The sequence below is a fragment of the Williamsia maris genome (assembly GCF_024171815.1).
Lineage (GTDB): Bacteria > Actinomycetota > Actinomycetes > Mycobacteriales > Mycobacteriaceae > Williamsia_A > Williamsia_A maris.
Genome location: NZ_JAMTCJ010000002.1, coordinates 1,182,275 through 1,208,828 on the forward strand (window position 1 = coordinate 1,182,275; position 26,554 = coordinate 1,208,828).

At 67.4% G+C, this 26,554-nt stretch carries 26 protein-coding genes and 1 riboswitch; of the genes, 17 read left to right on the forward strand and 9 right to left on the reverse strand.

The window, feature by feature from the left end; translation table 11 throughout:
- Nucleotides 1-167: 167 nt before the first annotated feature.
- From LX13_RS12280 to LX13_RS12290, 3 genes are read right to left on the reverse strand one after another with little or no spacing between them, the layout of a single operon-like run.
- Nucleotides 168-992 (reverse strand): ABC transporter ATP-binding protein, encoded by an 825-nt coding sequence (locus LX13_RS12280; RefSeq protein ID WP_253661586.1) that lies wholly within the window; start codon nt 990-992, stop codon nt 168-170.
- Nucleotides 989-2,044: a FecCD family ABC transporter permease gene (locus LX13_RS12285; RefSeq protein ID WP_253661837.1), complete on the reverse strand. Its 1,056-nt coding sequence runs from the start codon at nt 2,042-2,044 to the stop codon at nt 989-991. The genes LX13_RS12280 and LX13_RS12285 overlap by 4 nt, the downstream gene beginning before the upstream one ends.
- A 47-nt stretch (nt 2,045-2,091) precedes the next feature.
- The gene (locus LX13_RS12290; RefSeq protein ID WP_253661587.1) at nt 2,092-3,102 is read right to left on the reverse strand and encodes a FecCD family ABC transporter permease; all 1,011 of its coding nucleotides are present in this window, start codon (nt 3,100-3,102) and stop codon (nt 2,092-2,094) included.
- Nucleotides 3,103-3,307: 205 nt separating this feature from the next.
- Between LX13_RS12290 and LX13_RS12295 the strand changes: the two genes are divergently transcribed.
- The 3 genes from LX13_RS12295 (at nt 3,308) to LX13_RS12305 (ending at nt 6,238) form a co-directional block, all read left to right on the forward strand.
- Nucleotides 3,308-3,700: a hypothetical protein gene (locus tag LX13_RS12295; protein WP_229704836.1), complete on the forward strand. Its 393-nt coding sequence runs from the start codon at nt 3,308-3,310 to the stop codon at nt 3,698-3,700.
- A 340-nt stretch (nt 3,701-4,040) separates the two neighbouring features.
- Nucleotides 4,041-5,375 carry an AAA family ATPase gene (locus LX13_RS23490; RefSeq protein ID WP_253661588.1) on the forward strand — a complete coding sequence of 445 codons (1,335 nt, stop codon included), beginning with the start codon at nt 4,041-4,043 and terminating at the stop codon, nt 5,373-5,375.
- Nucleotides 5,376-5,419: 44 nt separating this feature from the next.
- Nucleotides 5,420-6,238: a DUF4435 domain-containing protein gene (locus tag LX13_RS12305; protein ID WP_253661589.1), complete on the forward strand. Its 819-nt coding sequence runs from the start codon at nt 5,420-5,422 to the stop codon at nt 6,236-6,238.
- 106 nt (nt 6,239-6,344) lie between these two features.
- Here LX13_RS12305 and LX13_RS12310 read toward each other — a convergent pair whose 3' ends face one another.
- On the reverse strand, nt 6,345-7,733 hold the full coding sequence (locus tag LX13_RS12310; RefSeq protein ID WP_253661590.1) for an FAD-dependent oxidoreductase: 1,389 nt from the start codon (nt 7,731-7,733) through the stop codon (nt 6,345-6,347).
- A gap of 127 nt (nt 7,734-7,860) precedes the next feature.
- Nucleotides 7,861-8,868, reverse strand: a complete 1,008-nt coding sequence (locus tag LX13_RS12315; RefSeq protein WP_253661591.1) for an ABC transporter substrate-binding protein — start codon at nt 8,866-8,868, stop codon at nt 7,861-7,863.
- Nucleotides 8,869-8,985: 117 nt separating this feature from the next.
- On the opposite strand from LX13_RS12315, the gene LX13_RS12320 reads away from it, so the two are divergent.
- Genes LX13_RS12320 through LX13_RS12335 form a run of 4 tightly spaced genes read left to right on the forward strand, consistent with a single transcriptional unit; the run spans nt 8,986 to nt 11,810 of the window.
- Nucleotides 8,986-9,480 (forward strand): Rv0361 family membrane protein, encoded by a 495-nt coding sequence (locus tag LX13_RS12320; protein WP_253661592.1) that lies wholly within the window; start codon nt 8,986-8,988, stop codon nt 9,478-9,480.
- A 45-nt stretch (nt 9,481-9,525) separates the two neighbouring features.
- On the forward strand, nt 9,526-9,939 hold the full coding sequence (locus LX13_RS12325) for a rhodanese-like domain-containing protein (protein ID WP_253661593.1): 414 nt from the start codon (nt 9,526-9,528) through the stop codon (nt 9,937-9,939).
- 10 nt (nt 9,940-9,949) lie between these two features.
- Complete coding sequence (locus tag LX13_RS12330) at nt 9,950-11,158, forward strand: O-succinylhomoserine sulfhydrylase (protein ID WP_253661594.1); 1,209 nt, start codon at nt 9,950-9,952, stop codon at nt 11,156-11,158.
- Nucleotides 11,159-11,174: 16 nt separating this feature from the next.
- The gene (locus tag LX13_RS12335; protein ID WP_253661595.1) at nt 11,175-11,810 is read left to right on the forward strand and encodes a DedA family protein; all 636 of its coding nucleotides are present in this window, start codon (nt 11,175-11,177) and stop codon (nt 11,808-11,810) included.
- 154 nt (nt 11,811-11,964) lie between these two features.
- Here LX13_RS12335 and LX13_RS12340 read toward each other — a convergent pair whose 3' ends face one another.
- Nucleotides 11,965-13,065 carry an isochorismate synthase gene (locus LX13_RS12340; RefSeq protein WP_253661596.1) on the reverse strand — a complete coding sequence of 367 codons (1,101 nt, stop codon included), beginning with the start codon at nt 13,063-13,065 and terminating at the stop codon, nt 11,965-11,967.
- Between the two features lie 140 nt (nt 13,066-13,205).
- A riboswitch (SAM riboswitch) is annotated at nt 13,206-13,322 on the forward strand.
- Nucleotides 13,323-13,362: 40 nt separating this feature from the next.
- Here LX13_RS12340 and LX13_RS12345 point away from each other — a divergent pair.
- Entirely contained in the window at nt 13,363-14,694 is a 1,332-nt protein-coding gene (locus LX13_RS12345) for an aminotransferase class V-fold PLP-dependent enzyme (RefSeq protein ID WP_253661597.1), read from the forward strand.
- Nucleotides 14,691-15,158 (forward strand): hypothetical protein, encoded by a 468-nt coding sequence (locus LX13_RS12350; protein WP_253661598.1) that lies wholly within the window; start codon nt 14,691-14,693, stop codon nt 15,156-15,158. The genes LX13_RS12345 and LX13_RS12350 overlap by 4 nt, the downstream gene beginning before the upstream one ends.
- A gap of 18 nt (nt 15,159-15,176) precedes the next feature.
- Here the strand turns inward: LX13_RS12350 and alc are convergent, their stop codons facing one another.
- Nucleotides 15,177-16,184 carry an allantoicase gene (alc, locus tag LX13_RS12355; RefSeq protein WP_253661838.1) on the reverse strand — a complete coding sequence of 336 codons (1,008 nt, stop codon included), beginning with the start codon at nt 16,182-16,184 and terminating at the stop codon, nt 15,177-15,179.
- Between the two features lie 207 nt (nt 16,185-16,391).
- Between alc and LX13_RS12360 the strand changes: the two genes are divergently transcribed.
- Both LX13_RS12360 and LX13_RS12365 read left to right on the forward strand, forming a co-directional pair.
- On the forward strand, nt 16,392-16,889 hold the full coding sequence (locus tag LX13_RS12360) for a MarR family winged helix-turn-helix transcriptional regulator (protein ID WP_253661599.1): 498 nt from the start codon (nt 16,392-16,394) through the stop codon (nt 16,887-16,889).
- Nucleotides 16,886-18,796 carry an MDR family MFS transporter gene (locus LX13_RS12365; protein ID WP_253661600.1) on the forward strand — a complete coding sequence of 637 codons (1,911 nt, stop codon included), beginning with the start codon at nt 16,886-16,888 and terminating at the stop codon, nt 18,794-18,796. The genes LX13_RS12360 and LX13_RS12365 overlap by 4 nt, the downstream gene beginning before the upstream one ends.
- 71 nt (nt 18,797-18,867) lie before the next feature.
- On the opposite strand, the gene LX13_RS12370 is transcribed toward LX13_RS12365, so the two are convergent.
- Complete coding sequence (locus LX13_RS12370) at nt 18,868-19,380, reverse strand: inorganic diphosphatase (RefSeq protein ID WP_253661601.1); 513 nt, start codon at nt 19,378-19,380, stop codon at nt 18,868-18,870.
- A gap of 168 nt (nt 19,381-19,548) precedes the next feature.
- Between LX13_RS12370 and dacB the strand changes: the two genes are divergently transcribed.
- From dacB to tilS, 3 genes are read left to right on the forward strand one after another with little or no spacing between them, the layout of a single operon-like run.
- Nucleotides 19,549-20,910 (forward strand): D-alanyl-D-alanine carboxypeptidase/D-alanyl-D-alanine endopeptidase, encoded by a 1,362-nt coding sequence (gene dacB, locus LX13_RS12375; protein ID WP_253661602.1) that lies wholly within the window; start codon nt 19,549-19,551, stop codon nt 20,908-20,910.
- The gene (locus LX13_RS12380; RefSeq protein ID WP_372499885.1) at nt 20,901-21,953 is read left to right on the forward strand and encodes an Rv3626c family coenzyme F420 biosynthesis-associated protein; all 1,053 of its coding nucleotides are present in this window, start codon (nt 20,901-20,903) and stop codon (nt 21,951-21,953) included. The genes dacB and LX13_RS12380 overlap by 10 nt, the downstream gene beginning before the upstream one ends.
- A gap of 2 nt (nt 21,954-21,955) precedes the next feature.
- The gene (gene tilS, locus LX13_RS12385; protein ID WP_253661604.1) at nt 21,956-22,927 is read left to right on the forward strand and encodes a tRNA lysidine(34) synthetase TilS; all 972 of its coding nucleotides are present in this window, start codon (nt 21,956-21,958) and stop codon (nt 22,925-22,927) included.
- 77 nt (nt 22,928-23,004) lie between these two features.
- On the opposite strand, the gene LX13_RS12390 is transcribed toward tilS, so the two are convergent.
- Nucleotides 23,005-23,472 carry a hypothetical protein gene (locus tag LX13_RS12390; protein WP_253661605.1) on the reverse strand — a complete coding sequence of 156 codons (468 nt, stop codon included), beginning with the start codon at nt 23,470-23,472 and terminating at the stop codon, nt 23,005-23,007.
- Nucleotides 23,473-23,889: 417 nt separating this feature from the next.
- Here LX13_RS12390 and hpt point away from each other — a divergent pair, with 417 nt between their 5' ends.
- From hpt to bluB, 3 genes are read left to right on the forward strand one after another with little or no spacing between them, the layout of a single operon-like run.
- The gene (gene hpt, locus LX13_RS12395) at nt 23,890-24,471 is read left to right on the forward strand and encodes a hypoxanthine phosphoribosyltransferase (protein ID WP_253661606.1); all 582 of its coding nucleotides are present in this window, start codon (nt 23,890-23,892) and stop codon (nt 24,469-24,471) included.
- The gene (locus LX13_RS12400) at nt 24,468-25,844 is read left to right on the forward strand and encodes an amidase (RefSeq protein ID WP_253661607.1); all 1,377 of its coding nucleotides are present in this window, start codon (nt 24,468-24,470) and stop codon (nt 25,842-25,844) included. The genes hpt and LX13_RS12400 overlap by 4 nt, the downstream gene beginning before the upstream one ends.
- Nucleotides 25,841-26,491 carry a 5,6-dimethylbenzimidazole synthase gene (gene bluB / locus LX13_RS12405; RefSeq protein ID WP_253661608.1) on the forward strand — a complete coding sequence of 217 codons (651 nt, stop codon included), beginning with the start codon at nt 25,841-25,843 and terminating at the stop codon, nt 26,489-26,491. Before LX13_RS12400 ends, bluB begins: the two co-directional genes overlap by 4 nt.
- Nucleotides 26,492-26,554 lie beyond the last annotated feature (63 nt).

A 26,554-nucleotide genomic window follows, 5' to 3' on the forward strand; every position in this document is an offset into this window, starting at 1 on the left:
ACGTCGACTGGGCGGATACGGACAACTCTGACCACCGCGACCGCCGGATGAACGGGTGCAGGTGCCCAACTGGCGGTGTTACGTGCCCAACTGGCGTGTTTACGTGCCCCAACTGACGGTGTTAGGTGCCCAACTGGCGTGTTCACGTGCCCAACTGGCGGGTGGGGTCAGCGACCGGATCGGCCGACCGGGACGATCAGCGGACCACCCGACACCGGGTCGGTGAGCACCATCGACTGCAGACCGAACGCGGCGTCGAGCAACTCGGGCGTGATGACGTCGCGCGGGGCGCCCTCGCGGATGATGGCCCCGTCGCGCATGACCACCAGTGAATCGCTGTAGCGCGCAGCCAGGTTCAGGTCGTGCAGCACCATCACGACCGTCTTGCCGTGCTCGGCGCTGAGGTCGTTGACGAGGTCGAGCACGTCGACGGCGTGAGCGAGGTCGAGGAACGTCGTCGGCTCGTCGAGCATCACCAGATCGGTCTCCTGGGCCAGGGTCAACGCGATCCACACGCGCTGACGCTGACCGCCCGACAGCGAGTCGACCGCACGGTCGGCCAACTCGGTGGTCGACGTCAGATCCAGTGCGTGCGCGACCGCCTTCTCGTCGTCGCGCGACCACTGCCGATACCAGGACTGATGCGGGTGGCGTCCGCGGGAGACGAGGTCGATGACCGTGAGACCCTGCGGCGCAACGGGATTCTGCGGCAACAACCCCAACGTCCTGGCGACGTCTTTGGACTTGCGGGAGGCTATGTCGGCGCCGTCGAGGATGACTGTCCCGGCGCGCGGGGTCAGCAGACGGCCCAGGGTGCGCAACAGCGTCGACTTCCCGCAGCCGTTCGGCCCGATGACGGTGGTGACCTGGCCGGTGGGGATGGTGACGTCGAGGTCGGTGATCACCGGGTCCGCGGCGTAGCCGACGGTCAGTCCCGACGCAGAGAGACGGTCGGCCGGTGCCGACGTGTCGTGCGTGTCGACGGTGTTCATGCGGACGCCTTTCGCGATACGGCGATCATCAGATAGATCAGGAACGGCCCGCCGACGCCCGCGGTCACGACACCGACGGGGATGCCGTCGGGCAGCCAGTGCCTGCACAGCAGATCGCCACCGACGACGAGGACCGCGCCGATCAGCCCGCTCACCACCGGCGGCGGGGTCGCCACGCGGGCGATGCGTAGCGCGATCTGCGGGGCGAGCAGGGCGACGAACGCGATCGGTCCGGCGGCCGAGACGCAGATCGCCGCCATCGCGACCGCGACGACGAGACCGAGGGCCGAGACGGCGTCGGCGCGGACGCCGAGCCCCTGGGCCATGTCCCGGCCCAGGCTCAGCGTCGACATCGCGCGGTTGACGAACCCCAACACGACCGCGGCGACGGCCAGCGTGATCGCCACCGGCACCACCGACGACCACGACGCGTCCGAGACCGACCCGACCAGCCAGCGCTGGGCCCGACCGACGTCGTTGATCGCCGCGCGGGTCAGCGCGTATCCCGTCAGGGCCTGGAACACCCAGGTCAGGGCGACTCCGATCAGCACTAGCCGGAACGCGTCGATCCCGCCCCGCCAGGCCAGCAGGTACATCAGACCGGCGGCCAGGGTGCCGCCGACGAGCGCGGCGGCCGGGATGCCGATGTCGGCGAACCACGATCCCCAGCTCGAGCCGAACGCGATGGCGGCGACCGCGGCGGTGCTGGCGCCCGCGGTGATGCCGAGGACGTCGGGCGTCGCCAGCGGGTTGCGGGCGATGGTCTGCGTGAGCGCGCCGGAGGCGCCGAATCCGATGCCGACGAGGACGGAGATCAGCGCGCGGGGCAGCGCGACGTCGAAGACGACGACGTTCTCCACCCGGGTGCCGCCGCCGAGCAGGATGCGGCCGACGTCGAGGGGGCTGAGCGGGTAGTCACCGGTGCCGACGCTCAACGCGAACAACACCAGCGCGACGACGGCGGTCACCAGACCGACCGCGACCACCCGCGGTCGCACGATGAACGACGCCGACCCCACCCGGAGCACGCTGCGCCGCAACGACGATCGCACCTCCTCGACCGGCGGTGCGGCCGAGGTGCGGTCGGCCGCGGTCGCGCTCACACCGCCACCAGACGTCGAGCCCGCACGAGCTTGATCAGGAACGGCGCCCCCAGCACGGCCAACACCACGCCCGCCTGGATCTCACCGGGACGCGCGATGACGCGGCCGATGACGTCGGAGAGGAGCAGCATGATGGCGCCGAGCAGCGCCGAGTACGGGACCACCCAGCGGTAGTCGGGGCCGACGATGAACCGCGCCAGGTGCGGGACGACGAGGCCGAGGAACACGATCGGGCCGCATGCCGCGGTGGCCGCGCCGGCCAGCAGGGTGATCGCGGCGATGCCGACGACGCGCACCACCGCGATCCGCGATCCGAGCGAGCGGCTCATGTCGTCGCCGAGGCTGAGCACGTTGAGGAAGAAGCCGCTGCCGAGAGCGAGCACCAGGCCGATCGCGATGAAGGGGGCCGCCGCGTAGAGGACGTCGGTGCCGCGCCCGGTCACCGACCCGACGTTCCAGAACCGCCACGCGTCCAGCGACGCGGTGTCGGTGAGGACGATCGCCGAGGTGATCGCCAGCAACATCGCCGACAGGCCGGTGCCCGCGAGGACCAAGGTGATCGGCGACGAGCCGCGGGTCATCGCGGCGGCACCGAACACCAGACCGGCGGCCACGACCGCCCCGAGCAGTCCGAAGCCCATGTACTCGATGGGGGTGCTGATGCCGAGCAGGTAGACGCCCGCGACCACCGCGCAGGCCGCGCCTGCGTTGACGCCGAGCAGTCCGGGGTCGGCCAGGGGGTTGCGGGTGTGCGCCTGCGTGAGGGCTCCGGCGGCGCCGATGGCCAGCCCGACGACCACGCCGAGTGCGGTCCGCGGGATGCGCAGGTCGCGCACGATGCCGACGACGTCACGGGCGGCGTCCTGTGGGGCGAACAACGCGTCCCACACCTCGCCGAGGCCCAGTGCGCGTGACCCGATCGCGATGGACGCGACCACGAGAGCGAGCAGTACGACCACGAGTGCGACGACACCGGTGGTGCGTCGGCGGGGGACCGCGGAGGACAATCGACTGCTCGCTTTCACACCCCGTTCGGGGTCTCGGCAAGGGTACCCTAAGTAACAATTTGGCGATCATTGGTAACCGATTTGCTCGATTCACCGATGCAATCGGTAGCCGTGCATTGCACTTGAGACGTAGCGGATTGGCCGTGACGTCGACAACGGGCGGCTGATTCGACCAACGACGGCTGATGGAGAAGGTGGGACACCCATGAAGATGAACGTGCACAACCTCAAGCGTGTGGCGGCTGCGACCCTGGCGACGGCCGCGGTCGGCACCGCCGGGATCATCGGCGCGGCCCCGGCCAACGCCGTGGCTCCGCCGGAGCTGCGCCTGACCGGTGTGGTCTATTGCGACAGGACCGAATTCGTGGGCACCCTGGTCCGCTCGATGACCGCAACCAACGTCGGCGGAGTGACGATGCGCAACACGACGTTGCAGGAGTTCAACGGCCAGCGTCGCTTCTCCGCCGCGCTCAAGCCGGGCGAGCGACTCAACATCACCACCAAGCAGCGCGGCTGCTTCCCGTCGTCGATCAGCGGTTACACGATCTCCGACATCCGCGAGAACGTCTTCGACAACATCGGCTACTACCGCAACTGACGCTCCTCAGCCCAGACACGAACGGCCCTGACACGAACGGCGGCGATCCCCGAGAGGGGGTCGCCGCTGTTGCTTTGCGTCGCACCTGCGCGGTCGGTCTCTGGAGCGATGTGACGACAATGACTCGGGTTTGTACAGCAGGACTCGCCCGCTGCTGAGTTGTGGTCGCCTGTCAGCTCTCCCCTGGACGGCGCAGTTTAAATCGTTGAGTGAGGTCGGACAAACCTGCTCATCGCCGGCGCCCGCTCGCCCTTACCTCGCGATACCGCTAGTTCTATACGCCGCGCCAACGATGCGCGGTGTCCTCCGCCAGGAGCGGCTAGGTGCAAAGATGTATCTCGTGACTGACACGATCTCGCTGAAACTGCTGCGCGCAACGGTGACTGGTGTGCTAGACAGTTATGACCACAGTATTGACTTTAATGTGAATGATGATTACGTCATAATTTACGGACCTAATGGGGTCGGAAAGACCAAGACTCTCGAGATAATTCACGCGTTGTGCAGAATTGACGGACGAGCCCTCTCCGGTCTGCCGTTCGAATATGCCGAGGTTTTGTGTTCTGAGGGATTTCGAATAGCCGCGGAGAATGGGCGCGGATCCGAAAAGGGCCTAGTGTTCCGGTTGTACAGAGACGCAGAGCTGTTACGCGCATGGGAGTACGAGGACTCTGAGGGAATCGACTGGTTAGTCGAAAACACCTCTTGGCGACCGCTCGACAACGGTCTGTGGGAAGATCGACGCGACGGAGAAATCGTTGCGTATGGCGACCTCGAGATGCAGTTCGGATCTGAGCTGAGCGGGACAGATGCCAGTCAGCTTCCTGAGGAAATGCAAGACTTTAAGGAACGTATTCCCGTCTATCTGATTGAGACCCAACGTCTCAGAACGGTGAGTTTCGCGAACCGAAGACTGCGCAAAAGCGTAAATCTAAGTCGGCTCCGCCGGGCCGCCGCAAATCCATCGCGAATCAACGCGCAAGCGGATGTAATGAGAACGCTTATTAATCAAGCGCAGACCGAGCACTCACGCATTACGCAGCAACTCGACAGAACGTTCCCTAATAGGGTCCTAGAGGCCTCCCCGGGGAAGCCGGAGCTTGTGGACGAGGTAATTCGCGAAAAGTACGATCGGCAGAATGAGTTCCGATCTAGACTCGGCCGGGTCGTTTCGGTACCACTAGAGAACGAGTTGTCGCTTCCGCAGAAGTCCCTTGTTGGCTGGCAGCTAAGACTGCTCGACCTGTATCTGAGTGATGCTGACCAAAAACTCGCCCCATTCGAAGGACTCCTCAGGCGTATTGAGCTTTTGGAGGAGATAATCAATCATCGATTGCTCCGGAAACGGGTGCAAGTCAACGCGGCGGATGGATTGGTCGTGCTAGATCAGACAAACGAAAGACTGATAGCGCTGGATGCGCTGTCGTCCGGAGAGCAGCATGAGACGATCCTCATGTTCGACCTGTTGTTCACAGTGCCAGAGGGTGCGCTCGTCCTCATCGACGAGCCGGAGATATCACTTCACGTCGGCTGGCAAGTAGCGTTTATGCCGGATATTCGGAGGATCGCATCTATTCGTGGTTTGCGGTTTATCGTGGCCACCCATTCTCCACAGATAATCAACGGCGAGTGGGATAAAGCTGTGCGTCTTGGTCCTCCGGAATCTGAATTCTAATGCTAGAGTACCTGAATTCGAACACCCTTTTCAATACCATTGCTATGCTTCGCCCCGAGAGGCGTGGCTCATTTATCGTTGTTGAAGGCAGTGACGACCAATATGTTTTCAGACAACACGCCGATGAAACTGTGACCATTCTAGCGGGTCTCGGGGGCAAGTCTGACCTTCTGGTTGCCTCTTCCAAGGTCGATGAGCATGCGATTTCAAGTGTGTACTTTTTCGTTGATCGTGACTACGACAATTATTTGTCAACGACAATTCCATACGGACGTACAGTCGTAGCTTCGGATGGTCACGATTTAGTTATGGATCTTGTCTTGTCGGATCAAACCATTGTTCGTAAGGTAATCGAATCGCATGCTAGAGGGCAGGTAGCTGAGGGCGGTGCCGGTATAGTTGCCAGCGTTATAATTGAGAAAGCGCTAGCGTTGGCGTTCTCGGTGGGTGTCCTTAGATTAATCAGCGTAGAAAATAACTGGGGACTGAATCTGAGGAACTACCCGTTTGGCAAACTCTCGTCCGATACTCCCGACGATTCCGAGCTAGTTCAGCTTGCATTAAACTGGTCCGCCCCGTCTGGGCTCGAAGGTACTATACGCAGCGAGCACGGAAGGTTTGTCGAGACTTATAAGGACCAGAAATTATCGCTTGTAGGTGATCACGACTTCTTCGCCGCAGCGGCTCAAGTGATGCGAGGTTTCGGATGTAAGAGCGTCAGCGGAGAAAATTTGACGGCGAGCTTTCTTGCTGCCTTTTCTTGCAATACTTTCACTCGATCTGAATGGTTCGACACGCTGGCGTCCCTTTCAAGTACCGATTCGGGTGCTACATGCTTCGGATGCCCATGCGAGGCGGCTTGAATGGGCAATAAATCGGTTTCGCTGAAGTTTTCAACCTAGGGAGCAACAGTCACGAACGCGGGTGGATCCCGTTCGCGACAGTCGAGACATCCTGGAAGGGGCTAGTTCAGGCCTTGGTGACCTTGTCGGGTTCGGCGGCGGCGAGCATGGCGTCGCGTTCGACGACCTTGACGCGTTCGCGGCCCTCGGCCTCGCCGAGTGCGCGTTCGTGTTCGTCGAGTCGGTACCAGCCGTCCCAGGTGGTGAACGGGATGTTGCGTGATTCGAGTAGTTCGATGACCGCGGATTCCTCGGGCGTGGCGGGGGCGTTGAGGTTGTCGGCTTTCATGTCGTCGAGGATGCATTCGACGGTCTCGTTCGCGTCGCCCTTGGTGTGCCCGATCAGGCCGATGGGGCCGCGTTTGACCCAGCCGGTCGTGTAGAGCCCGACGAGGTGTTCACCGTTGTCGAAGATGCGTCCGGCCTCGTTGGGGATGACGCCGGCCTGCTCGTCGAACGGGATCTGCGGGAGGTTGTCCGAGAGGTACCCGACGGCGCGGTAGACCGCGCCGAGATTCCAGTCGGTCATCTTGCCGGTCGGCTTGACGTTGCCGGTCCCGTCGAGCTGGGTGCGCTCGGTACGCAAGCCGACGACCGCGCCGTCGGCGCCCAAAATCTCCACCGGGGATTCGAAGAAGTGCAGGAACAGCTTGTGCGGGCGGTCGCCGGGCTCGCGAATGGCGTAGTTCTCGATGATCGTGGCGACCTGGTCAGTGATCTTCGACCCACGCCGCGCGACCGCGGAGCCCTCGTCGTAGTCGATGTCCTCGGGGTCGACGATGACCTCGATGGTCGGGGAGTGGTCGAGTTCTTTGAGTTCGAGCGGGGTGAACTTGGCCTGGGCGGGTCCGCGGCGTCCGAAGACGTGGACCTCGACGGCCTTGTTGTTACGCAACCCGTCGTAGACGTTCGGCGGGATCTCGGTGGGCAGGAGTTCCTCGCCGGTCTTGGCCAACACGCGCGCGACATCCAATGCGACGTTGCCGACACCGATGACCGCGACCTTTTCGGCCTCGAGCGGCCAGGTGCGGGGGAAATCGGGGTGACCGTCGTACCAGGCGACGAACTGCGCGGCACCGTACGAGCCGTCGAGGTCGATGCCGGGGATGTCCATCACCCGGTCATCAGTCGCACCGGTCGAGAAGATCACCGCGTCGTACAGCGTGCGGAAGTCATCCAGGGTGATGTCGGTGCCGTAGTCGACGTTGCCCAACAGGCGGACCTGCGGCTTGTCGAGGACCTTGTGCAGGGCGGTGATGATGCCCTTGATCCGCGGATGATCCGGGGCGACGCCGTACCGGATCAGCCCGAACGGTGCGGGCATCCGCTCGTAGAGATCGATGCTCACCCCGCGCTCCTTGGCGGTGTCCGACTTCATCAGCGCGTCCGCGGCATAGATACCGGCGGGGCCGGCACCGACGATGGCGACTCGCAGCGGGCGGTTCTCAGCGCTCATGTGCTCAGACTTACTTTCTGATCGGGACGGGTGACTGCTCGCGCAGGCCTCCTACCACGGTAGGCGTCGGGATGCACCCTATGCCAACCGCGGGTGAGTGGATTTGCCCACGTCGGGGCGAGGGCGCTCAGCTCGCGAGCTGCGGCACCAGCTTGTCGAGCACCCACGGGATCGTCAGGACCGTCGGCACCGACATCGCGCTGCCGGTCTCGGCGTCGACGTAGACCACGTCGCCGCGCTTGACGACGTCGAGGTTGGCGAACGCCGGATTGGCCTTCAGCTTCTCGGTCGAGCCCGCGTAGTCGGTCACCACGAGCTTGTCGAGACCACTCAGCAGGTTGAGGTTCTCATCGGAGATCGACCCGTAGAAGCCGTTGGTGATCGTGTTGTCCAACGAGGCCGGGAACGTCATCCCGAGGTTGGTCAGGATCTGGCCGCGACCGTCGCCGGGGCTGTAGATGTCGACGCCGCCGCCGGTCGATCCGATCACGACCGCGCTGGTGCGGCCGGCCAGCTGCGGGTTGGCCGCCTTCGCGTCGGCGAACTTCTGCTGCGTGGCGGCGACGAGCTTCTGGGTCTCCTCCGGCTTGCCGACGGCCTTGCCGATCTCGGTGGTCGACGCGGTCCAGGGGACCTGCCAGTCCTCGTACTGCGCCGGACGGACGACGGTGTCGGTGACCTTCGCGAGGTTGTCGTAGACGTTCTGCGTGACCGCGTTGTTGACCGCGACGATCAGCTGCGGGTTCGTGGCGATCGCCTTGGTCACCGCACTCGCGAGGTCCTGCGAGGCGCCGGCGAGGATCACCGGGCGGTTCTCGCCGAGGAGGTCTTTGTTCCACGGCGTGACGACGGTCTTCTCTGTCGGGTCCGAGAACGGCACCATCGTGGTGGGCGTGATGCCCAGCGCCAGCAGGGTGTCGGCGTCGCCCGGGCCCAGCGTTGCGACGCGGGAGGCCGCGGTGTCGATCGTCGTCGTGCCGTAGCGGTGGTCGATTGTCACCGGCAGGGCGCCGGGTTCTGCCGAGGCCGAGCTCCCGGTCTCGGCGTCCTCTGCGGGGGCCGAGCACGCGGCCGACACCCCCATCACGAGGCTCGCCGCGAGGGCGGTGACGGCAACGCTCAGACGACGATGCATCGGTACTCCTTCGATCCCGGTACGGCTAAGGCAAGGCTGCACTCACTTTCTACACTGACACCGTCGCGCGGATCGGGGCAAATCGGACGTGGCGCCGCGCTCGATAGAATCGCGCCCATGGCAACGACCGACTCCTCTGTGAACCCGTCCGGACCGGATGCACCGGACGACCCGGGGTGGAAGGCGGCCTGGCCGTTTCTGGTCGCGGTCGTCATCGTGATCCTGGCCCTGGGCGCGATCGGCCTGTTCCACGTCCTGCGACCCGCGTCCGAGCGGCTCACCGACACCGCCAAGATCACCCACGCGATCAACGACTACTACACGGCGAAGAACTCGATCACCTACGACAAGTTCCGTGACGCGAGCTGCGAGACCGATCAGAAGGCCTCGACCTTCCCGTCGGCCGCGACCTTCCGCGACGCCGCGCAGCGTTCGCGCGACGAGCACGGCAACATCGTCGTCACCGACATCACCGAGACCGCGGTCAACGGTTCGTCTGCGACGGCGAACATGCACTGGAACTACAACAAGAACCCGTCGAACCAGATCCTGCCGTTGGCGCTGGTGAAGCAGGGTGACGACTGGAAGATCTGCGGACCGAAGGGTCCGTGAGAATCTGATGTGCGGGGCACGCGGGGTCTGTGCCACTCTTTTGGGGTGAGTTACGCAGGCGATCTGTCACCCCAGCAGGCGTGGGACATCCTCGCCGAGGACCCGAACGCGGTTCTCGTCGACGTCCGCACCCGTGCCGAATGGTCCTACGTCGGAGTTCCCGAGCTGTCCGAGCTCGGCAAGGAAGTGGTCCTCATCGAGTGGGTCAGCTTCCCCGACGGTCAACGCAACCAGTACTTCGTCGAGCAGTTGCGCGACGCGGGCGTCACCGACGACAACCAGGTGCTGTTCCTGTGTCGGTCCGGTCAGCGTTCGGTCGGTGCGGCACAGACCGCCACCGCTGACGGTGTCGCGAAGGCCTACAACATCAGCGAGGGTTTCGAGGGCGCCACCGACGCGAACGGACACCGCGGCGTCGTCGGTTGGAAGGCGCAGGGACTGCCCTGGCGTCAGTCGTGACCGCGAGGTCATGGTGATCCCGCAGGGTCGTGACCTCCCACCCGGCGTCTCCCCGGAGACGATCGGGGTTCGTGGGGGTCTCGTGCGATCGGGATTCGACGAGACGTCCGAGGCGATGTTCCTCAACTCGGGGTACGTGTACTCCTCGGCCGCCGCGGCCGAGCGGGCGTTCACCGGCGAGGACCAGCGCTTCGTCTACAGCCGGTACGGCAATCCGACGGTCGCGATGTTCCAGGAACGTCTGCGTCTGCTCGACGGCGCCGAGGCCTGCTTCGCCACCGCGAGTGGCATGGCCGCGGTGTTCGTGTCGTTGGGCGCGCTGCTGAAGGCCGGCGACCGGTTGGTCACCGCCCGCAGCCTGTTCGGTTCGTGCTTCGTGGTGTGCAACGAGATCCTGCCGCGCTGGGGTGTCGAGACCGTCTTCGTCGACGGTGAGGACCTCGCGCAGTGGGAGGAGGCACTGTCGGTGCCGACCACGGCGGTGTTCTTCGAGACGCCGTCGAACCCGATGCAGTCGCTCGTCGACGTCGCGAAGGTGTCGGAACTGGCGCACGCGGCCGGCGCACAGGTGGTGTTGGACAACGTCTTCGCGACGCCGCTGCTGCAGCGTGGCTTCGAACTCGGCGCCGACGTGGTCGTCTACTCGGGCACCAAGCACATCGACGGCCAGGGTCGGGTGATGGGCGGCGCGGTGCTCGGTTCCAAGGAGTACATCGACGGCCCGGTGCAGACCCTGATGCGCCACACCGGGCCGGCCATGAGCCCGTTCAACGCGTGGACGCTGCTCAAGGGCCTCGAGACGCTGCGCCTGCGGGTCGATGCTTCGACCGCCTCGGCGCTGCGGATCGCGCAGTTCCTCGAGGACGACCCGCGGGTCAAATGGGTCAAATACCCGTTCCTGCAGTCGCATCCGCAGTACGAACTGGCGACATCGCAGATGACCGGCGGCGGCACCGTGGTCACGTTCGAACTCAACGACCGCGACGACGTCACCGGCAAGCTGCGCGCCTTCGAGGTGCTCGACAAGCTCGCGATCGTCGACATCTCCAACAACCTGGGTGATTCGAAGTCGCTGATCACCCACCCCGCGACCACCACCCACCGGGCGATGGGGCCCGACGGGCGCGCCGCGATCGGACTCTCGGACAGCGTCGTCCGACTCTCGGTGGGCCTGGAGGGCGTCGAGGATCTCGTCGGCGACCTGAGCCAGGCCCTGTAGCCAGGAGGACGCGGCGATGCAGTCGGTGATCGATTGGCTGATCGGCGTCATCGAGACGACTCCGCCGTGGGTGGTGTACCTGTTGGTGTGGACGTTGGTCTACACCGAGTCGGCCGCGCTGCTCGGGCTGATCCTGCCCGGCGAGACCGCCCTGCTGACCGGTGGTGTCGCGGCCGCGATCGGATCGACCAACATCGGCTGGCTCATCGCGGGTGCGTGTGTCGCAGCGATCGCCGGGGACGCAACGGGTTTCACGCTCGGTCGACACTTCGGGCCGCGAGTGGTCAACTCCCGCTTCGGCCGGAGGATCGGTGCGCAACGGTGGGACAAGGTCTCGCGGGCGGTCAAGCACCGGGGTATCCCGGCGGTCATCGCGGCACGGTGGATCGGGTACGTCCGCACCCTGACTCCGTTCGTGGCGGGGATGTCGCGGATGCCGGTGAAGCTCTATCTCACGGCCAACGTGATCGGTGGGCTGGTCTGGGTCATCGCGGTCGGGATGCTCGGATACCTGGTCGGCGCCGCGGTCGGTGCGCGGCTGCTGCTCTACGGCGGCCTGATCGTCGGCGTGCTGGTGCTGGCATACTTCGCGCTCGCATGGTGGCGCGAGCGTCGTCGGCAGGGAGCTGTCCCGGTCGACGAGACCGTCTGACCGCCAGTAAACCCGCCAGTTGGGCACGTAACTCCGCCAGTTGGGCACCTTCACTCGACTGGGCGTTTGCGGACCGATTGGTGGACTCAACTGCCCAACCAAACGATTTACGTGCCCAACTGATGGACTTACGTGCCTAACTGGGGTGAGGGGGTCAGGTGAGCAGGTCCGGGCAGCCCAGGGCCCGCAGCACCGTGGCGAACTTCGCCGACGTCTCGGCCAACTCCTCCGCCGGATCCGACTGCTCGACGATGCCGCCGCCGGACCAGGCGCGGATCGTGCGCCGGTCCTCGAACACCTCGGCGCATCGGATGCTGACCATCCACTCGCCGTCACCGTCGGTGTCGCACCATCCGACCGCACCCGCGTAGAAGCCGCGCGGCTCCTCGGTCTCGAGGATCATCGTGCGCGCGGCCACGGTGGGGGTGCCGCAGATCGCCGGGGTGGGGTGCAGCTGCATCGCCAGATCGAGCGACGTCGCGTCCGGATCACGCAGCACCCCCTCGATCGGCGTCGCGAGATGCCACATCTCGCCGGTGCTCAGCAGGATCGGCTCCTCGGGCACCGACAACGTCGTGCACAGCGGGGCCAGCACCGACGTCAGGTAGGCGACCACGATCTGGTGTTCGTAGTGGTCCTTGGCCGACGCGAGCAGTGCCGCCGCCCGCGCCGCGTCGACGTCGGGATCGTTCGAGCGGGGGGCCGACCCGGCGTACGGCCGGCACGTCACACGGTCACCGGTCTTGCGTACCAACGACTCCGGGCTCGCGCCCACCAGGGTGTGGCCGACGAAGCCGGTCCCGGCCGGCGTCAGGTCGACCCGAAATCCGTTGTGCTCGTGGTTGCCTGCGGCCAGTGCGGCGACCACCGCGTCGATGTCGACGTCGGTGCCCGCGAGCATCTCGATCGACCGTGCGAGCACCACCTTGTCGGCCTCGCCGGCGGTGATGCGGTCGATGACGGCCGCGACCCGCGCGCGGTGGACCTCGGGAGTGGGAACCGAGGCGGTCAGCGTCACCGGCACCGACAGCGGCTCGGCGCCGGACTCGGACGGGCCGCCGTGCTCGAGCGCGCCGACGGCAACGAGCGCGTCGGGGGCGGCCGCGTCGAACGACAACGCGCCGACCACCGCGATCCGACGACCCGTCGCCCGTCCCGCGGCGATGGCGTCGACGGCATCCGACGCCGAGGAGAACTGCGCCACGGGCACACCCGCGCGGACCGATCCGTGCGGTCGGGACAGGTGGAAGGACACACCGGCAACGCTACCCGGGGGCTTTGCGATCACCGTGACCGCAATTCCGCCCACGATGGCGCGCCGCGTCGAGACGGTGAGTGTGGCGCACGCCACACCTCGATTGACACCGTGACCGGTCGGCGAGCATTCTTCTGCCAGGTCATGAGTATCAGCGCACAGCCCCGGCTTGCTGATCGGCAACCCTCCAACCGCGGTGGGGTGCTCCGGGTGACGACCAGGCACACGTACGAGATCGACGTGTGCAAGCGCGGACTCCTTGCGAGTCCCACACGACTCGAGAGGACTGCCACTTCCATGACAGCTGTAGCCCCCACTCCCATCACGTTCCCGCGTGCGGACACCGTCTTCGAACCCGTGCGGGTGCGGCGGACCGCGCCGGCCGGGCCCGGCCCGATCGCCGACCTGGTGGGCGCCGACATCACCACCGCGCTCGACGGCAGTGGACGTTCGGTCCGCTACGTCAATCTCGACTACGCGGCCAGCGCGCCGGCGTTGTCGGCCGTCGCGGCCGAGATCGCGGAAGCGCTGCCGCAGTACGCCAGCGTTCATCGCGGCGCCGGGTACCTGTCGCAGCTGACCACCGATCGGTACGAGAAGGCGCGTGTCTCGGTGCGCAGGTTCATCAGGGCCCGCGCCGACGACCACGTGATCTTCACCCGCAACACCACCGACGCGATCAACCTGCTCGCCGGAGCCACCCCCGGCGACACCGTCGTCCTCGACATCGAACACCACGCGAACCTGTTGCCGTGGAAGCGTTCTGGGGCTCGCGTGGTCGCTTGCCGTCCGACGTTGGCCGAGACGATCACCGCCCTGTCGGAGGAACTGCAGCGTTCGCCCGCGGCTCTGCTGGCCGTGACCGGCGCCTCCAACGTCACCGGCGAGGTGCTTCCGCTGACCACCCTCGCCGACATCGCGCACAGCGCAGGCGCACGCATCCTGGTCGACGCCGCGCAGCTGGCCCCGCACCGCGCGCTGAACATGGTCAGCCACGGCATCGACTACCTCGTCTTCTCCGGACACAAGCTCTACGCGCCGTTCGGCTGCGGCGTCCTGGCCGGACGCGGCGACTGGCTCGACGCGGCCGCGCCCTACCTCGCGGGCGGGGGAGCCACCCTCGACGTCCGCGGGTCGGACGCAGCGAGCGACGACGGTTCCGACACCGGCGTGCAGTGGGCCACCGGACCGGCACGCCACGAGGCCGGCACCCCCAACGTGCTCGGCGCGGTCGCGATCGCCGCGGCGTGCGAGGCGGTCACCGAGCTCGGCCACGAGCGCATCGGTCTGCACGAACACGCCCTGCGGTGCCGTCTCGACGCCGGTCTCGACTCCATCTCCGGGGTCGAGCCGCTCTCGATCTGGTCCGACACCTCCGATCGCGTGGGCATCGCCGCGTTCACCGTCACCGGGCGCACCCCACGCGCGGTGGCCGAGTTCCTCAACGACTCGCACGGCATCGGCGTCCGCGATGGACGGTTCTGCGCCCATCCGTTGTTGAACCATCTGGGTCACCCCGAGGGGGCGGTCCGCGTCAGCTTCGGCCTCGGAACCGGCGCCGACGACATCGACCGACTCCTCTACGCCCTGCGGGAACTCACCGCGACAGCATCGGAAGGCTCCAGATGACCATCACCGCCCGGCTCCGCCCCGAACTCACCGTCGCGATCGACGGCGAAGACCATCCGATCGCGTGGAGCGGGCCTCGTCCGGCCGACGCCCACCCCGCCCGCGTCGTGCGTATCCGTCGTTCGACGCTGAGCGAGTCGATCCGTGAGCGGGCCCGCCTGCGTGCCGATGCCGTCGACGACCCGGCCGATCTCGTGGTCGCTCTCGAAGTCGAGGCGCTCATCGCGCCCGAGGCGTCCACCGCCCGCGCAGAATTGCTGCGTCGCGGGGAGACCCTGACGTCGGACACCCTGCGCTACGTCGGTACGCCCAACGGTCTGCGCACGCTGATCGAGGACCTCTACGTCGCGGAGGTCGCCGACGCCGTGATCATCACGCCGATCGACGGCCTGGCCACCGCGGTGCTCGTGGCTGACGAGGTGTTGCCGCGGCTGCGGGAGTCCTCCGCCCGTCGCGCCGCCTGACCGACCTCAGTCCAGAGATCAGTTGTCGCCCGACGACCACCGTCGGTCGACCTCGGCGCGGCCGGTGTCGGTGAGCGCGCCGAACAGGCGGAACCGTGCCATGCCCCCGTCGGGATAGATGTCCACCCGGGCCTCGGTCATCGGGCCGACACCGTCGATGACGAAGCGATGACGTGTGTCGGGTTGCAGCACAGTGTGTTCGAGCACGTCGAACCACTCGCCGTCACCGTTGCGACCCTGTACGCGGGCCGCGCCCGGCGCGTTGCCGAGGAAGTAGCTGGTGTCGAGTTCGACGAGGCCGGGTACGCCCTCGTCGGCCAGGCGCACCTGGACCCAGTCGTTGCCGTCGTCGCGACGCCGGGAGGTCTCCCATCCCTCGCCCATCGACCGGGCGCGACCGGGCATCAACAGATTGTTCGGTGAGCCGTAGAACATGTTGGAGCAGTCGGTGATCATCCCGCCGTTCTCGAGTGCGGCCAGGTCGAAGCTGCCGTGCCCCAGCAGGGCCGGTTCGGGGACGCCACGTCCGTGCACGCGGAGTCGGGCGACACCGCCGTCGGGATAGATCGACAACCGGACGTGGGTGAACAGGTCCTTCGACTCGACCGCGAACGGATTCGGCCGGTCGCCGCCGACCTCGCTGCGCTCGACGATGGTCTGCCACTGCGCCGTCTGCGCCACCTCGTCGGCGCTGGGATGCCCGGCGACGGTCGCGGCTTCGACCGAGACCGACGGCGGGTAGTTGCCGACGAACCACGAGGTGTCCACGACGACGCCGTGGATGATCCCCGGGACCCCCAGCCGCACGATGGCCTGGTCCCCCCCGGTCGGGGCACCCGGGGCGCTGCCGGCGGGCGGGCGCCGACGTCGCGTCTCCCACCCGTCGTAGATCTGGCCGCGGTGCCCGAACGTGGACGGGCGGTACTCGGCAGGCGCCGGGGTGATGAGGTTCTCCACCTCGGCGAACAGGTCGTCGTTGGTCCAGACCGCGGCCCCGCCGAGGCTGCGCAGCGCGAGATCGGGCATCGCGGTGAAGTCCGGTCGCGCGGGCGGGGTGGGCGAGGTGGCGGCAGAGGTGGTCACGACGCACAAGGTTACTGAGGCCGCGTCGCGTCACCGGGACGGCACGTGCCCGCGCGGCGGGAATGTCGTGTTTGCACTCGCCCCGACGCCGAGGGCATACTTGCACGGTTCAAGTAGTTGTAACCGGAAACTCATTCGAGGTGAGAATCAATGTCGCGTCTCGCGCATGTCGACGAACTCATCGCGGTGCTCTCGCGGTACGGGCGGATCAAAGAGCGGCTCGCCGTCACCAAGCTCAAGACCCCGGAAGGGATCGTCGAGACCGCGGCCTATCAGTGTATGTTCCGGCTCGCGATCGCACCCCTGCGTTCGGGTGAGTTGGCCGAGCAGATCTTCGCCGACCCCTCCACCGTCAGCAGGCACATCGCCCACCTCGTCGACCTCGGCTACGTCCGACGCGAAGCCGATCCCCGCGACGGCCGCGCGACGATCCTCGTCCTCACCGACACGGGGAAACGTCAGGTCGAGGCCGTGCGCAAGCACCGGTTGCACGCGCTCGAGGCGATGCTCGACGAGTTCTCCGACGACGAGATCGACAACCTCACTTCTCTGATGGCCCGTTTCGTCGACGCCGCCGAGGTGCTCGCCAACCGGGTCGACGACACCGTCACACCAGATCAACCACGACACGAAGAGGCAACACGATGAGCAGCGACGCAGCAGTGTCGAGAGGGGCCGCGACCGCGGTCGCGTCGGACAAGGATCCGGGCGGCCTGACCCATCGTCAGATCCTGACGATCATGGGCGGGTTGATGATCGGCATGTTCCTGGCCGCACTCGACCAGACGATCGTCTCCACCGCCATCCGCACGATCGCCGACGATCTGCACGGCTATTCGCTGCAGGCGTGGGTCACCACGGCGTACCTCATCACCTCGACGATCGTCACGCCGCTCTACGGCAAGCTCTCCGACATGTACGGCCGCAAGCCGTTCTTCATGACGGCGATCACGCTGTTCATCATCGGCTCGCTGCTGTGTTCCACGGCGACGTCGATGTACGAACTGGCCGGGTACCGCGCCCTGCAGGGTCTCGGCGCGGGTGGCTTGTTCTCGTTGGCGCTCACCATCATCGGCGACATCGTGCCGCCCCGTGAGCGTGCGAAGTACCAGGGCTACTTCCTCGCCGTGTTCGGTACCTCCAGCGTGCTCGGCCCGGTGCTCGGCGGCCTGTTCGCCGGCCAGAGCAGCATCCTGTTCATCACCGGCTGGCGCTGGGTGTTCCTCGTCAACGTGCCGATCGGTCTCATCGCGCTCGTCGTGGTGTTCAAGGTTCTCGACTACAACCAGATCAAGGGCGAACGACGTCGGTTGGACTGGTGGGGCGCACTGGCTCTCGCGCTGGGCGTGGTGCCGCTGCTGATTGCCGCGGAGCAGGGCCGCGAGTGGGGCTGGGGCGACTACAAGACCATCGTCTGCTACATCGTCGGCGTACTCGGCATCGCCGCGTTCATCTCGGTGGAGAAGGCCATGGGCGAGGCCGCGATCATCCCACTGCGGGTGTTCAAGAACCGCATCTTCAGCCAGGGCATCGTCATCTCGGTGGTCATCGGTGCGGTCATGTTCGGCGCCATCTCGATTCTGCCGCAGTACTTCCAGGTGATCCGCGGGTCGAGCCCCACGGTCGCCGGTCTGCAGTTGCTGCCGATGGTGGTCGGCCTGATGAGCGCTTCCATCCTCTCCGGTCAGACGATCTCCCGCACCGGTCGCTACAAGATCTTCCCGATGATCGGCGTCGTGCTGATCACGGTGGTGACGTTCCTGATGCACTACGTGAGCGTCGGGACGCCACTGTGGCTGGTCATGGTGATGGCGTTCTTCCTCGGCTTCGGCCTCGGTAACCTGATGCAGCCGCTGACGCTGGCGATGCAGAATGTGTTGCCCGCGAAGGACATGGGCATCTCGACGTCGTCGGCGACGTTCTTCCGCCAGATCGGTGGCACGTTGGGTGTGGCCGTGTTCTTCTCGGTCCTGTTCTCGGCCATGGGTCCGAACATCGCCGACCAGATCGAGAAAGCTGCGCCTACAGCGGAATTCAAACAGGGTGTGGCCGAGGCCGCTCGCAGCGGCGACGCCACGGTAGCCCAGTTCGGGCAGGGACTCGCCTCGGGCAACCCGGGGGCATCGAGCTCGGTGCTCAACGACACCTCCTTCATCCCCAAGTTGCCGTCCGCGGTCGCCGAGCCCCTGAAGGTCGGGTTCGCCGACTCGATGGACCTGGTGTTCCTGTCGGTCTCGATCATGTCGATCATCGCGCTGGTCGCGGTGTTCACCTGGAAAGAGGTGCCGTTGCGTGGCAGCTCCGGATCGCAGGCCGCGGCGCAGGACCTCGCCGACGAGAAGGCTCTGAACGACACGAACTCCGGCGGCAGCGTGGTGGCGGGGGACGTGTCCGTGGCCGACTCGATCGCCGAGGCCACCCCGGCTCCCGACCACGGCCGACACGAGGTGGACACCGGTGGACCGGGCCGCCACGAGGTGGGTCGCGCACCCGGCGCCGACAACGTGCCGCCCCTGGGCGGCTCCGAGGAGAACCCGGGCCGACACGAGGCCTGACCTCCGCACCCACGAACGACTCGACCCCGACAGCAGCCGCTGTCGGGGTCGAGTCGTGTGCGGGGGAGGTGTCAGCCGCGAGCGGGCTGGGAGACCTCTTCGGGGTGCTCCTTGAGGCGCGCGATGGCCTCCTCGGCGACCTTCTCGGCCTCGGCCTTCCCGGTCCAGCCGCCTGCGGTGACGTCCTTGCCGGGCTCGAGGTCCTTGTAGTGCTCGAAGAAGTGGGCGATCGCGTCGAGTTCGAACTTCGAGACGTCGCCGATGTCCTGGATGTGGTCCCAGCGGACGTCCTTCGCGGGCACGCACAGCAGCTTGTCGTCGCCGCCGGCCTCGTCGGTCATCCGGAACATGCCGACGATGCGTCCGCGGACGATGACGCCGGGGAACACCGACTCGGGCAGCAGCACCATCGCGTCCAGCGGGTCGCCGTCCTCACCGAGGGTGTTGTCGATGAATCCGTAGTCGGCGGGGTAGCCGAACGCGGTGTAGAGGTAGCGATCCAGATAGACCTTGCCGGTCTCGTGATCGACCTCGTACTTGTTGCGCTGGCCCTTAGGGATCTCGATGGTGACGTCGAACTCCACGACTGCGTCCTCCTAGCTGGTGGGGAAGCGGCCGATCGCTCGGCCACCAGGTTCTCGAAACGAGTCAACGATACTGTTGGTTGACGGTGCGCCGACCGCGGGCGGTGCGATACGAGACACGAGTGAAGTTCGAGGGGGAGCCGCGTGAACGCACGACGGGTCAGGCGCGTGAGCGTGTGGTGGACCGTTGTCCCCGTGTTGGCGATCGTGGTGGTCGCCGCCGTGCTCGTCGTGGTGGCCCTGGCCGTCGACACCAGCGGTTCCTCGTCCGCGTCGAACGCGCCGGTCCGGCCCCCGCTGGTCTCAGCCGATCCCGCAGTCCGCGCGGTCGCCGCGAACGCACCCGAGCCCACGGCGGCCGGGATCACCGCGCAGATCGCCGCGGCGGCACGCAACCCGGCGCTCGGTGAGCTGACCGGCGAGATCTCCGACGCGATCACCGGTCAGACCCTCTGGTCGCGTTCCCCCGACCGCGCCATGGTCCCGGCGTCGACCACCAAGGTCCTCACCGGTGCCGCGGCCCTGCTGACGCTGCCGCTGGACAAGCGGATCACCACGAACGTGGTCGCCGGCCAGAACGGTCAGGTCGTGCTCGTCGGAGCCGGCGACCCCACGCTGTCGTCGCAGCCGTCGGGCACCGATACCTTCTTCACTGACGCCGCGCGCATCTCCGACCTCGCCGACCAGATCAAACGCAGCGGTACCCCCATCACCTCGGTGGCCGTGGACACCTCGCTCTACAGCGGGCCCTCGCTCGCGCCGAGCTGGGAGGTCGCCGACATCGCAGGCGGCAGCATCGCCCCGATCCAGTCGGTGATGACCGACTCCGGCCGCATCAACCCCTCCGAGCTGTACTCGCCGCGCACCCCGACCCCGGCGATGGCCGCGGCGACCGCACTCGCCGTCGATCTCGGGGTGCCTGCCGACACGGTCACCACCGCCACCGCCACCCCCAACGCGCGCGTCCTCGCCTCGGTGCGATCGGCGCCGCTCGAGACGCGCCTGCGCGACATGCTCGGCGACAGCGACGACGTGCTGGCCGAGACGATGGCCATCGAGGTCGCGCAGGCGACCGGCGGACAGTCCAGCCTCGACGGCGGCGTCGCCGCGGTCACCTCGGTGCTGGCCTCGGCCGGCGCGAGCATGAACGGCGTCGCACTGAAGGACACCAACGGACTCTCGGTCGACGACCGCATCCCGGCGTCGACACTCGACGGCATCCTGCGGGCCGCCGCGGGCGCGGGTGACGCCAAGCTACGGCCGCTGTTGGAGATGCTGCCCATCTCCGGTGCGACGGGCACCCTGGCCGACCGGTTCGCCACCACGGGCTCCGGCGGGGTGTCGGGGGCCGGCTGGATCCGAGCCAAGACCGGAACGCTCACCGGCGTCAACACTCTCGCCGGGATCGTGCAGACGAAGGAGAACCGCGTGCTCACGTTCGCGATGATGTCGAACGGCACCGACCCGAACGCCGCCCGCCCGGCGCTCGACGCGCTGGTGACCGCGCTGCGCGGCTGCGGATGCCGATGAGCACCGACGACCCGACACCTCCGGGCGCCCGGATCGACTGGTCCCTCGCGGCCTCGGTGGGCCGCCGCGTCGCCCGCCCGGGCCCCATCACCACGACGTACACCCTCGACGCCGCGCGGGCCGAGCTGGCGGCCTCGGCCGCCGCGGCCGAGGCCCCGGTGCGCGCCGTGACCGGTCTGGCCGACGGACTGCCCGTCCCCGCGGCCACCGTCCTCGACCGCGGCGAGTGGATCGGCGCTGCGGCGCAGTCGATGTCGGCCATGCTCGGCGGCGGCGACCCGACGACCAAGCCCGGCATCGCGGGCCGGATCAGCGGCGTGCAGGCGGGCGGTCTGCTCGCGTTCATGTCCGGCGCGATCCTCGGCCAGTACGACCCGTTCACCCCGGACCCGCACACCGGCGCCGACGGGGTGCTGATGCTGGTGACGCCCAACATCATCGCGGTCGAGCGCTCGTTGAAGGTGGTGCCGTCGGACTTCCGGCTGTGGGTGTGCCTGCACGAGGTCACCCACCGCGTCCAGTTCTCCGCCAACCCGTGGCTGCGCGGCTACATGCTCGACAACATCGCGCAGCTCAGCGAGGACACCGGGGAGTCGGGAGCCGAACTCGTGAACCGGATCTCGTCGGCGCTGCGGTCGGGCAAGCCCCGTGAGAAGGGCGTCATGGGCGCCATGCAGCTGCTGCAGACGCCCGAGCAGTACGAGGCGTTTTCGCGACTGATGATGCTCGGCACCCTGCTCGAGGGTCACGCCGATCACGTGATGGATGCGGTCGGACCCGAGCAGGTCCCGACCGTCGAGACGATCCGGGCGGCGTTCGACGCCCGGCGCACCCGTCCGCAGAACCCGGTGCAGCGCATCATCCGGTCGTTGATCGGGATGGACGCCAAACTAGCGCAGTACATCCGGGGCAAGGCGTTCACCGACGAGGTGGTCGCGACCGTGGGCATGACCCGGTTCAACGCCATCTGGTCCGGGCCCGACACCATGCCGCGCCCCGAGGAGATCGACGAGCCGCGTCGATGGATCGACCGCGTCCTGTAGACATGGCCGACCCGGGACGTGTCGGCGATCGAACCGCCGAGATCGCCCGTGCGGTGCGAGTATTCGCCGATGACCACCTCGGCGGTCCGGAGGTGTGCGTCGGTCTCTCCGGTGGGGCCGACTCCCTCGCCCTGACCGCGGGCGCCGTCCGCGCCGGGCTGTCGGTGACCGCGGTCGTCGTCGACCACGGTCTGCAACCGGGCTCGGATGAGGTGGCCCGGATCGCGGCCGCTCACGCCGACGCGTTCGGTGCGTCCACGACCGTGGTGCGCGTCGAGGTCGGGACCGGCGGGGGACCGGAGGGGGCCGCGCGTCGGGCGCGCTACGCCGCCCTGGACTCGGTGCGCGCCGGTCGGCCGGTCCTGCTCGCCCACACCCTCGACGACCAGGCGGAGACCGTGCTGCTCGGCCTCGCCCGCGGCTCGGGCCCGCGATCGATCGCCGGCATGGTGGCGTGGGCCCGTCCGTGGGGACGACCCCTGCTCGACCTGCGGCGGTCGACGACGTTGGCCGCGTGCGCCGAACTCGGCGTCGCGCCGTACGTCGACCCGCACAACAGTGACCCGCGGTTCACCCGCTCCCGACTGCGCACCGAGGTGTTGCCGCTGCTCGAGGACATCCTGCAGGGCGGGGTCGCGTCGGCGCTGGCCCGGACCGCGACGCAGCTGCGCGCCGACTCCGACGTCCTCGACGACCTCGCGGCGCAGGCCCGTGCGTCGGCGGTCCGCGGCGATCGGCTCGCCGTGGATGCGCTCGCCGCCGCGCCGCCGGCGATCCGGCGACGGGTGGTGCGGCAGTGGGTGATCGGGAACGGCGCCACCGAACCGACCGAACGCCTGATCCTCGCCCTCGACGAACTGGCGGTCACGCCGGGCTCGCGCGCCCGAGTCGCCATCGGGGGCGATGACCGTCATCGGTCGGTGGTGGTTCGTGACGGCGACCACCTCGCGGTGGTGTCCGACCCGCGCGGCTGAGTCGGCACCGACACCCCGACAACGACAAACGGCGCCGACCCAGCAGGGTCGGCGCCGTTCGTGTGGTCCTGTGGTCGTTACCGGGCCGGAGTCAACGGGATGGTGATCGACTTCGGAGGGGTGAACGGGGAGTTGATCGTCTTGATGTACTGGTCGACGGCGCCGGCCAGTGTCGGGCCGCCTGCGCCGATGGTGCCGACGATGCCGCCGAACCCTGCGCCGGTGATGACACCGGGGATGCAACCGACCGCGGGGATGATGATGCCACCGATGATGCAACCGGCCACTGCGCCGACCCCGGTGCCGGCGAGCGCGCCGATGGAGACGGCCGTGCTGACCGACGAGCCGAGCTGGTTGAGTGCCTGCTGGTCACGCTCGGCGCGGGTCAACGGCTGGTCGACCTGAACGCGTCCGGGCGCCTGAGCGGCGGCAGAGGGCTTGGTGGGGGTGGCCGGCGCGGCCGAGGCCTCGCCTGCGGCCGCGACGATTCCTGCGGTGCAGGCGATCGTGGCCACCGCAGAGACGAATGCTTTGCGTAGGTTCATTCGGGTATTCCATTCACTTCGTAGAGCTATCCGGAATCAGCGCACCCCCCGCGACGGTCATCTGATCGATCGACAATTGTCTCAGTCGATCGGCAACGACTCCCCTGTCGTTGCTGTGATTAACCGTCTCGTGCATTCGTCCGGGTAGTTAGGGGCAAAGTGATATTAGCGTTATGAAATCTGGTGCCGATGGTGATCTCTACAAATTCTTGTGATTGTTTTGTGATGTATTCGTCATCTGCAGGTCGCGATGGGTGCTGCCCGGAAAGGGGCCGGCTGCACACATCGTCGACCCCCCATCGAGCGGCGGCGGTGCGCTCGGCCCAACGCCCGCCCTTCGCGGACGCGGCATCGCATGGCAAGCTGCTAACACACCGGCGGGCGCGAGGCTTGTCCATTCGCGAAAGGCATTCACGGGTGACCGAGAACGGTGATCTACTCCCAGCGCATCCCTATGGCGACGACATCGAGGCGGTCGTCGTCACCGAAGCGCAGATCAAGCAGCGCACACACGATCTGGCCCAGACTGTCGGTGCGCGGTATGCGGGCATCGACGAGGACCTGATCCTCATCGGCGTACTCAAGGGCGCGGTCATGTTCATGACCGATTTCGCGCGTGCGCTGCCGATTCCCACCCAGCTCGAGTTCATGGCGGTCAGCTCGTACGGCTCGGCGACCTCATCGTCCGGCGTCGTCCGGATCCTGAAGGATCTCGACCGCGACATCGCGGGCCGCGACGTGCTGATCGTCGAGGACATCATCGATTCCGGGTTGACCCTGTCGTGGTTGATGAAGAACCTCAGCTCCCGCCAACCGAGATCCATCGCCGTGTGCACATTGCTGCGTAAACCCGACGCCGTGCGCACCCAGGTCGAGGTGGCCGACATCGGATTCGACATCCCCAACGAATTCGTCGTCGGATACGGACTCGATTACGCCGAGCGATATCGCGACCTGCCCTATATCGGCCGTTTGAACCCGCAGGTGTACACGGGATGAGCACCGCGATCGAGCTCGCCGCCGACGTCGCGGCGGGACGCATCACCCCGCAGCAGACGGTCGACGACGCCATCGATCGCATCATCGAACGCGATCGCGGTATCGGGGCGTTCGTCACCGTCCGTGCGCGCCACGCCCGCGCCGAGGCCGCCGAACTCGCGAACCGCACCGACCTCGCCACCCTGCCGTTGGCCGGTGTCCCGGTCGCGATCAAGGACAACGTCGCCGTGCGCGGCGAGCCCATGCGGATCGGTTCGCGGGCCACCCCGGACACCCCGCAGCCCACCGACCACGTCCTCGTCGCGCGACTCCGCGCGGCGGGTGCGATCGTCGTCGGCATCACCGCGGTCCCCGAGCTCTGCCTGTTCGGCGCGACCGACTCCCCGGACACCGTCACCCGCAACCCGTGGAACCGCGACCTGACCCCCGGGGGATCCTCGGGTGGCTCGGCCGCCGCGGTCGCGAGCGGGCAGGTCCTGGTCGCCCACGGCAACGACGGACTCGGTTCCATCCGCATCCCCGCGGCGGACTGCGGTCTGTTCGGGATCAAACCGGGCCCCGGCGTCGTGCCCCCACAGCCCGGCGGCAACGGTTGGTACGGCATGGCCGAGAACGGCCCGCTGGCCACCACCGTCGCCGACGCCGCCCTGATGCTCGGCGTCATGGCCGACGACATGTCGCTCGCCGCGGCCGGTGCCGGCACCGACCAGACGCCGGTGCGCATCGCACTGGCCGACAACTTCCCGCTCGCGGTCGGCTCCACCGACACGCACTGGGCCGCGGCATTGTCGCAGGCCGGGCAGGTGCTGACCCGGATCGGTCACCAGGTGACCACCCATCCGCTGCCGTATCCGAAGAACCCGGCGCCGTTGCTGTTGCGGTGGGTCGGCGGAGCGGCTGCCGACGTCGACGACATCGCCGCCCAGGGCGGCGACATCTCGCTGCTGCAGAAGCGCAGCCGACGACACGTCGCGATCGGACGCCAGGTCAACCGGCGCGGACTCGTCCGTGACTCCCAGAAGACGGCGCTGATCGCGTCGGTCGAGCGCTACCTCGAGTCGGTGGGCGCCGAGTTGATCATGACGCCGACACTCGCCCGTCCGCCGATCCGCGCCGCGCGGTGGAGTGAGAGGGGCTGGGCGGCGAACATGCTGGCCAACGTCTCGTACGCGCCGTTCGCCGGGTTGTTCAACGTCCTCGGGTGGCCGGCGATGTCGGTGCCGTTCGGGGTGCACCCGACCTCCGGCACCCCGATGGCCGTGCACCTCGTGGGACGCCCGGGCAGCGAGGCCGTGCTCCTCGGTGTCGCGGCCCAACTCGAGAGCGCCCACCCGTGGCCGCGGGTGGCCCCGGGTTTCGCCACGCAGGCGTGAGCACCGCGGCCTTCCCGCCCGCCGACCGTGACGCGGTCTACCGGGCGATCGCGCAGCGTCGCGACATGCGGCACTTCGCAGGCGGTCGGGTCCCCGACGACGTCCTGGCCCGGCTCCTCGGCGCCGCGCACCACGCGCCGAGCGTCGGTCTGATGCAGCCGTGGCGGTTCCTGCGCATCGTCGATCCGGCGGTGCGCGGCGGGATCCACGACCTCGTCGACGCCGAACGTCGCGCGACCGCCGAGGCACTCGGCGAACGTGCCGACGAGTTCATGACCCTGAAGGTCGAGGGCATCCTGGAGTGCGCCGAGCTGCTCGTCGTCGCGCTCGGCGACGATCGCGACCGACACGTCTTCGGCCGTCGCACGATGCCGCAGATGGACCTGGCGTCGGTGTCGTGCGCGATCCAGAACCTGTGGTTGGCCGCCCGCGCGGAGGGCTACGGGATGGGCTGGGTGTCGCTGTTCGACCCCGTCGCGCTCGCCGACCTCCTCGGGATGCCCGCCGGTGCCGAACCGGTGGCCGTGCTGTGTCTGGGACCGGTGCCCGAGTTCTACACCCAGCCGATGCTGGTCGAGACGGGCTGGGCGCAGGAGCGTCCGCTGTCGGAACTGATCTCCACCGACCGGTGGGACGATTCTCCCTGACGATTTTCCGGTGACGATGTCCGATCCGGGTCTCATCATCGCGGCATGATCGATCATCTCGGT

What these genes read in the sequence shown, in the direction of transcription:
- LX13_RS12280 (WP_253661586.1), bottom strand. Translation starts at nt 992, where the DNA reads ATGAACACCGTCGACACGCACGACACGTCGGCACCGGCCGACCGTCTC.
- LX13_RS12295 (WP_229704836.1), top strand. Translation starts at nt 3,308, where the DNA reads ATGAAGATGAACGTGCACAACCTCAAGCGTGTGGCGGCTGCGACCCTG.
- LX13_RS12305 (WP_253661589.1), top strand. Translation starts at nt 5,420, where the DNA reads ATGCTTCGCCCCGAGAGGCGTGGCTCATTTATCGTTGTTGAAGGCAGT.
- LX13_RS12310 (WP_253661590.1), bottom strand. Translation starts at nt 7,733, where the DNA reads ATGAGCGCTGAGAACCGCCCGCTGCGAGTCGCCATCGTCGGTGCCGGC.
- LX13_RS12315 (WP_253661591.1), bottom strand. Translation starts at nt 8,868, where the DNA reads ATGCATCGTCGTCTGAGCGTTGCCGTCACCGCCCTCGCGGCGAGCCTC.
- LX13_RS12320 (WP_253661592.1), top strand. Translation starts at nt 8,986, where the DNA reads ATGGCAACGACCGACTCCTCTGTGAACCCGTCCGGACCGGATGCACCG.
- LX13_RS12330 (WP_253661594.1), top strand. Translation starts at nt 9,950, where the DNA reads ATGGTGATCCCGCAGGGTCGTGACCTCCCACCCGGCGTCTCCCCGGAG.
- LX13_RS12335 (WP_253661595.1), top strand. Translation starts at nt 11,175, where the DNA reads ATGCAGTCGGTGATCGATTGGCTGATCGGCGTCATCGAGACGACTCCG.
- LX13_RS12345 (WP_253661597.1), top strand. Translation starts at nt 13,363, where the DNA reads ATGACAGCTGTAGCCCCCACTCCCATCACGTTCCCGCGTGCGGACACC.
- LX13_RS12350 (WP_253661598.1), top strand. Translation starts at nt 14,691, where the DNA reads ATGACCATCACCGCCCGGCTCCGCCCCGAACTCACCGTCGCGATCGAC.
- alc (WP_253661838.1), bottom strand. Translation starts at nt 16,184, where the DNA reads ATGCCCGATCTCGCGCTGCGCAGCCTCGGCGGGGCCGCGGTCTGGACC.
- LX13_RS12360 (WP_253661599.1), top strand. Translation starts at nt 16,392, where the DNA reads ATGTCGCGTCTCGCGCATGTCGACGAACTCATCGCGGTGCTCTCGCGG.
- LX13_RS12365 (WP_253661600.1), top strand. Translation starts at nt 16,886, where the DNA reads ATGAGCAGCGACGCAGCAGTGTCGAGAGGGGCCGCGACCGCGGTCGCG.
- LX13_RS12380 (WP_372499885.1), top strand. Translation starts at nt 20,901, where the DNA reads ATGCCGATGAGCACCGACGACCCGACACCTCCGGGCGCCCGGATCGAC.
- tilS (WP_253661604.1), top strand. Translation starts at nt 21,956, where the DNA reads ATGGCCGACCCGGGACGTGTCGGCGATCGAACCGCCGAGATCGCCCGT.
- LX13_RS12390 (WP_253661605.1), bottom strand. Translation starts at nt 23,472, where the DNA reads ATGAACCTACGCAAAGCATTCGTCTCTGCGGTGGCCACGATCGCCTGC.
- LX13_RS12400 (WP_253661607.1), top strand. Translation starts at nt 24,468, where the DNA reads ATGAGCACCGCGATCGAGCTCGCCGCCGACGTCGCGGCGGGACGCATC.